Origin of the sequence: uncultured Porphyromonas sp. (genome assembly GCF_934359325.1) — a bacterium.
Taxonomy (GTDB): Bacteria; Bacteroidota; Bacteroidia; order Bacteroidales; family Porphyromonadaceae; genus Porphyromonas_A.
Map to the genome: position 1 here is coordinate 1 of NZ_CAKRLH010000046.1, position 10,967 is coordinate 10,967.

7 protein-coding genes are annotated in these 10,967 nt (G+C 54.3%); all 7 read left to right on the forward strand.

Annotated elements, in window-relative coordinates; all coding sequences use genetic code 11:
* Positions 1-1,112: 1,112 nt before the first annotated feature.
* Complete coding sequence (locus Q0F21_RS03080; protein WP_297237308.1) at positions 1,113-2,789, forward strand: putative transporter; 1,677 nt, start codon at positions 1,113-1,115, stop codon at positions 2,787-2,789.
* A 202-nt stretch (positions 2,790-2,991) separates the two neighbouring features.
* Positions 2,992-5,022: a peptide MFS transporter gene (locus Q0F21_RS03085; protein ID WP_297237310.1), complete on the forward strand. Its 2,031-nt coding sequence runs from the start codon at positions 2,992-2,994 to the stop codon at positions 5,020-5,022.
* A 408-nt stretch (positions 5,023-5,430) separates the two neighbouring features.
* Entirely contained in the window at positions 5,431-6,906 is a 1,476-nt protein-coding gene (locus Q0F21_RS03090) for a hypothetical protein (protein WP_297237312.1), read from the forward strand.
* Positions 6,903-8,549, forward strand: a complete 1,647-nt coding sequence (locus Q0F21_RS03095; protein WP_297237314.1) for an MAC/perforin domain-containing protein — start codon at positions 6,903-6,905, stop codon at positions 8,547-8,549. Before Q0F21_RS03090 ends, Q0F21_RS03095 begins: the two co-directional genes overlap by 4 nt.
* Positions 8,546-9,040: a hypothetical protein gene (locus tag Q0F21_RS03100; protein WP_297237316.1), complete on the forward strand. Its 495-nt coding sequence runs from the start codon at positions 8,546-8,548 to the stop codon at positions 9,038-9,040. The genes Q0F21_RS03095 and Q0F21_RS03100 overlap by 4 nt, the downstream gene beginning before the upstream one ends.
* Positions 9,041-9,347: 307 nt before the next feature.
* The gene (locus Q0F21_RS03105; RefSeq protein ID WP_297237318.1) at positions 9,348-10,553 is read left to right on the forward strand and encodes an S-adenosylmethionine:tRNA ribosyltransferase-isomerase; all 1,206 of its coding nucleotides are present in this window, start codon (positions 9,348-9,350) and stop codon (positions 10,551-10,553) included.
* Positions 10,554-10,560: 7 nt separating this feature from the next.
* The coding region (locus tag Q0F21_RS03110) for an MATE family efflux transporter (protein ID WP_297237320.1) at positions 10,561-10,967 on the forward strand (407 nt) is incomplete at its 3' end.

Sequence of the window (10,967 nt, forward strand, 5' to 3'; positions counted from 1 at the left end):
TCATACATGAGATAAAGATCCGGAAGAGTGACTCCTGCTCCTCTACTTGCTTGCTTGGTATCATAATAGTTGAGTGCAAATAAATTATCCTGCCCCTCGTTGCTGAGGGACAGGATAAAGGTACCAATTTATTTCCACCACAAAAGGCACCCTCTGACTCACCCGCAGGGCTGACGCGTTTGAGCTTTGCATAAGTCATTCAACTCATTGCGAAGAGTGTGAACGAAGCACCCCGATAGGGGTGCTCGCTTTTTAGCCCGGTGGTCGGAGGGGCAAAGCCCCGACGACCCCGGGATCAAGCATTGCAAGCGATCCCGCGACCCCGCCAGGGTGTCGCACTGATTGACTGACTCTCAGATAAGTGCGACACCCTAGCGGGGTCGTATATCTCTCGGGATCCTTTTTCCCGGGGTCTTCGGCACTTCGTGCCTCGACACCCGGTCTAAAAAGCGATGATCCCTCCGGGGCTTCGCCCCTGCGGGATCGGCAGGCGGGATTGCACAGCGACAGGGTTATCACTTCTTTGCAGTAGAGCTCAGATGCGTCAGCCCTGCACCCCCCAAAAAACTAAACCCGGTATTAGTGATCACTAAACCCGGTAATAGTGATGACTAAACCCGGGTTTAGTTTGGGGCGCAGACCTGACGCATTTGAGGCTGATGCTTAGGCTACCGGATGGGTGGTCTCTATTATCGCTCATCTCCTATGTGGGGGCGTAGCCCCGACGACCCGTGGATCAGGCATCGCAAGCGATCGCGACCCCGTCAGGGTGTCGCACCGGCAGCCGCCTACTCAATCAGTGCGACACCCTGGCGGGGTCGTATATCTTTCCCGAGGTCTTCATTCCCGGGGTCTTCGGCACTTCGTGCCTCGACGCCCGGTCTAAGGAGCGATGATCCCTCCGGGGCTTCGCCCCTGCGGGATCGGCAAGCGGGATTGCACAGCGACAGGGATTGTCGCTTCTTTGAGGTAGAGCTCAAACGCATTGCCCCTGCACCGGTTCGGGGACGAAAAGCCGAGGTCATGTTATTTTGCTATCTTTGCTTTGTTTTTGAAATAATTTATCAGCGGGACTTTGTCACCCCGACCAGGTCTCGCTCCTATCTATCATTATGGACTGGCTAACCAATCTCTTTCTGCAGCACGGCATCGCCCAGGCGATCGTCGTCCTGTCCCTCACGATCGCCGTGGGGCTGCTGCTGGGGAGGATCAAGTTCTGGGGGATCTCCCTCGGGACGGCGTTTATCCTCTTCGTCGGCATCCTCTTCGGTCAGCTGGGGCTCTCCATCGATCCGACGATCAACAGCTTCTTCAAGGACTTCGGTCTGGCGATCTTCGTCTACTCCATCGGTCTGGAGGTGGGACCCAGCTTCTTCTCCAATCTCAAGTCCAAGGGCGCCAAGCTCAATGTCCTCGCCGCCATCGGTGCCACTCTGGCAGCTCTGGTGACGGTGGCACTCTTCTACATCACCGACATACCGATGCAGACGCTGGTGGGGGTGATGAGCGGAGCGGTGACCAATACCCCCGGTCTCGCTGCTGCCCAGCAGACCTATCAGGACATCACCGGCGTCCCTGATCAGTCGATCGCCCAGGGCTACGCCGTAGCCTATCCCCTCGCCGTGGTCGGCATCATCATGACCATCGTGATGACGAAGGTGGTGGCGAAGATCAATACCGACGAGCTGGAGAAGCGCCTCACCGCTCAGTCCGATGCAGAGACCAGCGAGACGGAGGGCATCTCCGTCCAGGTGACCAATCCGGAGCTCTTCGGGAAGACGGTCGTGGACCTCAAGAGTCTCGTGCCGGACACCGGCTTCGTCGTCTCCCGCATACTGAAGGCCGCCACCGGCGAGATCGGACTGGTGAATGGTCAGACCCGGTTTGAGGAGGGTGACAAGCTCTTCGTGATCCTAAGCACGACCAATGAGGACGACATCGTCTCTGCCGTCGGACGGCTCGACAAGTCCAGCCACGAGGCGTGGGTAGAGAAGTCTCAGGACGTGGTCTCCCGCTGGGTGCTCCTCTCGGACAGTAAGCTCAATGGTAAGACGCTCAAGGATCTGAAGCTCCGTGAGCACTTCGGCGTCAGCGTGACGCGCGTCGACCGTGCCGGCGTAAAGCTGGTCGCTGCTCCGTACCTGAAGCTCCAGCAGGGCGATAAGCTCCTCTGCGTCGGCGGGGAGAAGAGCGTGCTCGCTGCCGCCAAGTCCTTCGGCGACTCCTCCAAGGCACTCAATAAGCCCAATCTCTTTGCCATCTTCCTCGGACTGATCCTCGGTATCATCCTCGGCTCACTGCCGATCATGATCCCCGGTCTTTCCGCCCCGCTCAAGCTGGGTCTCGCCGGCGGTCCGCTCATCGTTGCCATCATCGTCGGTCGATGGGGAGCAGAGTTTGGTCTCCCGACCTACACCACCACGAGTGCCAATCTGATGATCCGCGAGATCGGCCTCTGCGCCTTCCTCGCCTGCGTCGGTCTCGGCGCCGGTCAGGGCTTCATCGAGACGCTCGCTCAGGGCGGCTATGCGTGGCTCGGGTACGGCCTCCTGATCACGCTCCTGCCTCTGATCATCGTCGCCTTTATCGGTCACAAGGTCTACCGCTTCGACTACTTCACCCTCGCCGGTATGATCGCCGGTATGACCACCGACCCGCCCGCACTCGGCTATGCTCAGACGCTCACGTCCCGCAATAAGCCGCTGATCGGCTACGCAACCGTCTATCCTCTGGCGATGTTTATGAGGATCCTACTGGCGCAGCTGCTGGTACTGCTCTTCTGCGCCTGACAGAAGTACCTACTTACGTGGCGACCGCCCCCACTTGGAGACAGGGAGGGCGGTCGCTTCTTTGTACTTAACGGTAAAAAGGGTATTTTTGCCACTGAGGTTCTCCACCGGCGTGGTTGTGCGGAGAGCCTCCTGCCGGTCGTCGACCGGCAGAGGATAGATAAGACCATAATAACTTACAACCTATAAACCAACTAACCACATGGCACAACGTCATCCCAAAGGGCTGCTGGTGCTCGCCTTGGCAAACATGGGCGAGCGCTTCGGCTACTACACAATGCTGGCCATCCTGACCCTGTACTTGCAGGCAAAGTTTGGACTCTCATCAGCCACTACGAGCTGGATCTACTCGATCTTCCTCGCTCTGATCTACTTCCTCCCCGTCTTCGGCGGTGTGGTGGCAGATAAGTGGCTCGGCTATGGTCGGACGATCCTGATCGGAGTGGTCGTCATGTTTGGTGGTTACCTGCTGCTCGGTATGCCCTTCGGCGCCGGACAGGCGGGTCTCGCCATCATGCTGGGAGCACTGCTCCTGATCTCGATAGGTACGGGACTCTTCAAGGGGAACCTCCAGGCACTCGTCGGTAAGATCTACGACGACCCGAAGTATGCGAAGGGACGAGACATCGCATTCTCGATCTTCTACCTCTTCATCAATATCGGCTCCCTCTTCGCCCCCAGTATGGGACAAGCGATCACAAACGGGGTACTCAAGGATCACCACTTCGCGTACTACAACGCCGACATCCCTGCCAATTACAACCGCTTCAACGACCGTCTCCTCTCCGCTGACGAGGAGACCGCCTTCATCCAGGCTGTCCAGGCTAAGCACAGCGACTGGGCGACGATGGCTGCGGAGGAGCAGGATAAGGCGATCACGAAGGCCAAGTCTGACGAGGGCGTCCTCTTCCAGGCCGACGCCGATGCGGCAGAGTTTAATCTCAAGCTCGCCGGACTCAATCAGTACACCGTCACCGGCAAGATCACCGACCCGGCTCTGATGGTGACCGATGACGACTACCGTCTCGCCAAGTCTCGCGTACCAGAGCAGCAGGCTGCCCGTCAGGAGCTGCTCGACCGCGTCGCCGCAGCAGAGGTGCCTGCCGGTCTCGTTCCCCTGGAGGAGGGCGTGGAGTCCAAGGGCTTTGCTCGCGACTTCGGCTATGAGTATGTGCAGACCGCTCTCTCCACTTCCTACAGCTACGCCTTCTTCGTCGCCTGTATCTCGCTGATCATCTCCATCCTGATCTTCGTCCTGGGACGCAAGACCTGGAAGTTTGCCGACGTCACCGCCAAGCAGGCGATGAGCAATGCCGCCGAGCAGGGCAAGGAGGTGAAGCCGATGCCCAAGGAGGAGGTCCGCGAGCGCATGTTTGCCCTCATCCTCGTCTTCATCGTGGTGATCTTCTTCTGGATGGCATTCCATCAGAATGGTCTCACCCTGACCTTCTTCGCCCGTGACTACACGGTGAGTCAGGTCGACCCGGCCACCTGCGGTCTCTTCAATATCGGTATGCTGGTGGCATTCATCGTCTTCATGTACGGTATCTACTCGATGACGATGGGTCTCCTGGGATCGGAGAAGAATAAGAAGCTCGGTCTCGGTCTGATCGTTGCCGGTCTAGTCGCCCTGGTGGTGGTCTACATGACGCAGATCAAGCCGCTCGAGGGGATGCAGAATATCACTCCGCAGATCTTCCAGCAGTTCAATCCCTTCTTCATCGTCCTCCTGACGCCTATCACGGTCGGCATCTTTGCCGCCCTGGCTGCTAAGGGCAAGGAGCCGAGCGCCCCGCGTAAGATCGGTATCGGTATGATCATGGCAGGCGTCGGCTTCCTCGTGATGCTGATCTGTGCCCTGACCAACCAGCTGCCGGCACCCGGGTCGCTCAATGGCGGTACCAGCCCGATCCTCGTACAGCCGGAGTGGCTCATCGGTACCTACCTGACCCTGACTGTGGCCGAGCTCTTCCTCAGCCCGATGGGTCTCTCCTTTGTCTCCAAGGTAGCTCCTCCCCAGTACTCCGGTCTGATGCAGGGTGGATGGCTTGCCGCCACCGCCGTCGGCAATATGCTGGTCGGTGTGATGGGTAACCTCTGGGACAAGATCTCGATGCCCACCTTCTTCATCATCCTGATCGCCTGCTGTGGCATTGCCGCCGTCTTCATCTTCTCCATCATGGGACGCCTCGAGCGCGTGACCGAGGATAAGCCCGAGGAGGTGACCGAGTGATCACGCCATAGGCAACCATAGTCCTATCTAATAGGGGGCAGTACCTGACTTTACTCAGGTGCTGCCCCCTATTCTTTGCGCTACTTCACCGATCGTATGTGACCTGATGGAAGGAGAGGCCCGCAATCTAATACCGGTATTAGATGACACTATAGTCGGTATTAGTGATTACTAATACCGGTAATAGTCGACACTAATATCGGTAATAGAAGTGCCTACTCGCTACTATCTGAGTGACAGTTATATACATTTTTGTGCCCGGATTATGCGTTCCGGCGGGCATCCGGCGGCAAGGTCTGATGCGCTTGTCTAGTTGCGTTATGAAGTGTTTTTTTGCCGGTAAGAGATTATACCTATATTTGCGTTAGAAGAATACCATTCATAACCTTTGTATATGCGAGTATTAATATGAGATTTACTAAAAATGAAAGACTCTGCGGCCTTCTTGCTTTAGCAGGAGTGCTGTCTCTCTGCTCCTGTATGGAGCAGAACGCTCCGGATGCAACCACTAGTTCGCTTGTTTCCTTAGACAATGCCTCTGAGCCGGATGTCAGGATGCTTGACGTATCATCCGATATCTCTCTCGCTGAGGTGGTTGAGGAGGTCCCCTCTGATGTCCTGATAGCTGAGTACAAACAACTTAGAGAGTCAGGACGCTTACCCTTGCTGTCTCCATCAGACCGCTATCACGAATACGATGCTGCAAGAGAGCTTCGTGATTTCGCTCTCTACGACAATATTTCCGAGATGTCCAAGGCGGGGATGACTTATTCCATACGCTCAGTCGGGCACCCCGAGATATACCTTACAAGCTCCCGGCTCAATACCATACTTACTTTTCAGCCCCGGAATTCCGGCTCTTCATCTCAGAAGTTTGAGATAAGAACTCATTCGCTTACCAGTGGGATGGAGTATACCATTCACTCTACAGGAGCATACGTAGGTATCCTGGGAGAGGGTGTGCTGAAGAGCGGTAGTTCGAAGCAATACTATGCCACTCTGTTCCCTATGAAGGAGAGCGGAATGAACTATATGGCGAAAAACTGGAAACTGGTTGTCGATCTTGACGGGCGATTCAAAATCATTAATCCTGATGCGATTTTCTTCCCGACATCACAAACAGCACGGCTGAATCCTTCGGAGTACAGATTGCTGGAAGTTGGCTCAAATAATCGGGGAGAATTTAATTCGGAGGTGAGTGAAGATAACCCGAGATCAAGGAATCAGTTGTTTACTATCGAGCCAAACAAGCTTTTTGAAATTAAAGGTGTTGAGTATCTGGATGAGAAAGATCACCTGCCTGGTGTAGTCTCTGAAGTTCGACCTCAGGGTAGTACCACTGTTGAATGTTCCTACACAAACCCCACAAGTGTCTACAGGGAACAGACTGTGACTTTCGAATCTGTAGATCTAGAGGAAAATTCTAACTACGATGAATATACTGACTTTAAGTATGCAATCGTAAATATAGATAAGTTTACTCTTAAGACCCCTGAAGTATTCGACGGATCCCTTCAGAAGAAGCCTTCTGTTAATGCCCCGAAACTATCTCGCTATAAAGAGAGACAGACTATTTACAGGAGTCTGAAAGACATTGCGTTCCGAGTAGAAATACCGGCTAAGTCCAGAGTTACGGTACGGTATTCCATTCCTAAGTATTACGTCAGATGCCCCTATAAGCTGACTCTTGCTCTCAAGGATGACTCTAATGTTCGTGTGGCAGTCTATGGCTACTGGAGTGGCGATGTTCATTCGATGGCGGATGCTGAGGATCCAGAGATAATCGTGGAGACATCATCGGGTACAAAGAAGACGTACAGGCTCCCCATAAGCCTGATAGAGTCCGGCAGGACGATAAAAACCTCTATGCTGCAGCAGTTATGAATACAAGTGGTGTAATCAGCGTAAGGATCTTAGGCATAGGAATCTCTTGTCTGCTGGTGGTGGGATGTAACCCTGTGCAGGACACCCCCGATGAGTATACTACACCTGCGGGTACCTATGTGATCCAAGCTCGATCGAGAGACCTGACTACCCAGGTGTCTAAGGAAGTGGGCAGTCTTCATACGCTAAGTCAAGTGACTCTCAGGGGTGTTTTTGACGAGTCTCCCTACCGTTACATTGGTCACGGTTATAAGGCTGGTAATGGTATTATCGGAGATCCTGACAACCTTACCTATCCCATCGTCGACATAGGCGCACTGCTTAGCGACTCTCGGATGAAAGACAATCTCAATAAGGTGTCTGTCCGGAGTGCCCTCTCAGAGGTCTATGCTTTTTCAGATTATAATGAATATATCGAGGTTTCGCATAGCAAGAATAAGATTTCAGCCAGCTTCTCTGTCCCAAGCTTCCTGCCATTCCGCTTTGGCTTCGAGAGTGCTTTTGAGACGAACTTTCAGTCCAGAATAGAGTGGGAAAAAAAGCAAATGATGGGCTTGGTTAATCTCTACTATAAGGAGTCCAATGTGAAGCTGAATGCCACCTCGTATGCAAAAAGGCAGATCACGGAAAAATACCTGAGTCCGTCATTTATTGGGAGTCTGTACAACTCTTCTATAGCGGATGTTATCCGGAATTATGGTGGATATGTGGTCTGTGACTATGCTGTCGGTGGTAAGGCCGGTGCTACTTATCTGCATAACTATGTCGGCGATAAGAGGAGTATCCAGAGCAACTTCACCAATACTCTCAATTTCTCTTTCTCATGGGGAGGAAAAGGTAGTGATGGCTCTTCGATTGGCTTTAATCTCTCTGATGCCTCTGGTCATGAGACAGAAAGGTCTGTAAACCGGAGTGAAGTGTATACAAAAGTAAAGGTGGCCGGTGGCAATACATCCCTGGTTCTTAACACTTCCTTGACGGATCTTCCTCATGCTCAGGTAGACTTATCGAGCTGGTTGTCATCTCTTGTAAATTCCGACAATCTGGTGATGGTAGACATCAATCCGAATGGTCTCCACGGACTGGATGAATTCGTGCTTGAGGAGAACTTCGGTAAGCTTATCAGAGACGTCAATGAGGGACTGGAGCGACCTCGGCACCTCTCTATTCCCTATTTTACGATTGAGCATGTCGCAACTCTCGTCAATGGAAAGTCAAGAAATACTGTGGCTTCCGTCCTCAACACCCGAAACGGAGACAAGGTGATATTCTCCTCGAGTCTCAGATCTGGCTCTGACAACTTCTCTGCCGAAGTTGATAGGCTTACTCGCTCTATTGGTACTATGTTTGAGGGCATAGAGATAAAGGGGAAACCCTCCGGAAGACTAAACCCCTTGCTACGGAGTAAGCATACGTGTGTAGTTATTCCGTTTGATATAGATGAGTTGCATTTCAGGACGTACAAGAATGACCGCAACAACGTGAGGTACCTTTACGACCCGGACAACAAGGTCTGCTTGTCTTTCTACGACGAAGATTATATCCCTGAGGTGTATGGTCTTTCCGGTTTGGTTGCATCTTTGGATGCAAAACCCATTTCTATGAGTATGCTAAGTGCTTTTTATACTGTAGTAGGACTATGAAGAATAAGAGTTATATGACGATCGCGAAGTGCTTAGCCATCTCACTTATGGCGTGTCTCCTCTATGGATGCGATGACGACACCGTAAAGCCTGACAATGAGCCTCCGAGAACGCTATGCAATACTGTGTGGCGAGGAAATGCGAATGGTTACATCGAGCAGCAGACTACTGACATAAAGGTATCTCTGAGCTTCCTGCCGGGTAAAGTGGAGGGGACATCCGGCTATGAAAGTAAAACCGGTGAAACCGGTATGATGTATCTATCCTATCGCAATTACCGGTATGAGGGGGTGCGAAAATGTAACTATTGTTACGAGGGCGGTCTGCTGCGATTAGCTATGTATGCTCTTGATGATCATAGATGGGTGCTGGAAGAAGAATATGTATTTATTGTAGAAAATTTCACCTCCCATGACCTTGATTTAGGCAATGTGGATATGATTAGTGACTCGCTATTCTGGGGTATTTATCTCGTTCGTGTCAAAAAATGATCAAGGGTTAGTGGAGTGATAGGAGACTGCCCTCCTGCTCTGCATCTCTGTGCGTAACGCAATCCCGCCACAGACTTGCGTCATACCGTTTACGAAGCTCCTGTCACTTCGACAGGGGCTTCGTGGCTTAGGATCACTAACGTATGAATGTGCTTGTAGTCGACGGGAGTGGGCGCTACATGCAGATAAGAGACAGGCGGAGGTGAAGGAGGAGGTATCTTTGCACTGCTCCTAAGGGGATGGGAGGACGCTCGGAGGGGAGTAGGGACAAATTTGGGTACTTTTGCAGGCACAAAAGGTTCAAATAATGGAAGACTATAAGCATATACGCATCAGCGACTACAGCTACCCTCTGCCGGAGGAGCGCATCGCGAAGTACCCGCTGGCTGAGCGGGATCACTCCAAGCTACTTCACCTCAGCCCTGACGGGACGATCAGTGAGCACCACTTTTACGACCTGCCGGGACTGCTCGCGCCGGAGGATCTGATGGTGATGAATGACACGAGGGTGATCAATGCGAGGGTGGTCTTCCACCGCCCCACAGGCGCGCGCATCGAGGTCTTCTGTCTCGACCCCTACGAGCCGAAGCTCTATGAGGAGTCCTTTGCCTCGCACCATAGCGTCACCTGGCACTGCATGATCGGCAATGCGTCGAAGTGGAAGGAGGACCGCCTCACCCGACCGATCTCGGGTGGCACGCTCTCCGTGGAGCGGGTCGGCGACGGACTGGTTCGCTTCTCGTGGGATACCGATGGCTCCTTCGCCGACATCCTCGAGGAGGTGGGTGAGCTGCCGATACCGCCTTACCTCAATCGCGACACCGAGGCGTCCGATCTCGTCACCTACCAGACCGTCTATGCGCGGATCGAGGGGAGTGTCGCCGCACCGACCGCCGGGCTGCACTTTACCGACCGGGTGCTCCGGGAGCTGGAGGAGCGGGGGGTCCGTCAGACGCGCGTCACGCTCCATGTGGGAGCCGGCACCTTTGCCCCCGTCAAGAGCAGCACCATGGGCGGTCACGAGATGCATAAGGAGGTGATCAAGGTGCCGCTGGAGGCGCTGCGAACCATCACCGAGCAGAAGCGGGCGGGACGACAGATCGTCTCCGTCGGCACCACCTCCACCCGCACGCTGGAGAGCCTCTACTATATGGGAATCAATGTCCTCGATGGCGTGGATGAGCCGCTCCACGTCAGCCAGTGGATGCCGTACGAGCGGGTCTACGAGGTGTCGGTGCCGGAGGCGCTCGATGCGCTGATCCGCTATCTCGAGGAGAGTGGCAGCCCGGCTCTGATCGGTGACACGCAGATCATCATCGAGCCGGGGTTTGAGTACCGTCTCGTGGATAAGCTGATCACAAACTTCCATCAGCCGGTCTCGACACTGATGTTGCTGGTGGCGGCGTTTGTCGGGGAGAGGTGGCGTGAGATCTATCGCTTTGCCCTCGATCACGACTTCCGCTTCCTCTCCTACGGTGACAGCAACCTCCTCGAGAAGCCGCTTACAAAGTAGTCCGTCTATGTCGTCCTCCCAGGGTCTGGCCCTCGACCGCCGCATACTGAGGCTCGCCCTACCCAATATTGTCTCCAATCTCACCGTCCCCCTCCTCGGGCTGGTGGACATGGGGCTGACGGGGCACCTGCAGGAGGCGGCGCCGATCGCGGGGATCTCGATAGCGACGACGCTCTTCAACCTCATCTACTGGGTCTTCTCCTTCCTCCGCATGGGTACCTCCGGTCTCACGGCGCAGGCCTACGGGAGTCGCAGCCCCGAGCGGATGGGTCGGACACTGGCGCAGTCCTTCCTCATAGGACTGGTGGGCGGTCTGCTGATCATCCTCCTGCAGACACCGCTCTCGCGGATGATCCTCTCCGTCCTCGCCCCGGAGCCTGAGGTGGAGCGGTATGCGCTGATCTACTTCGCCAT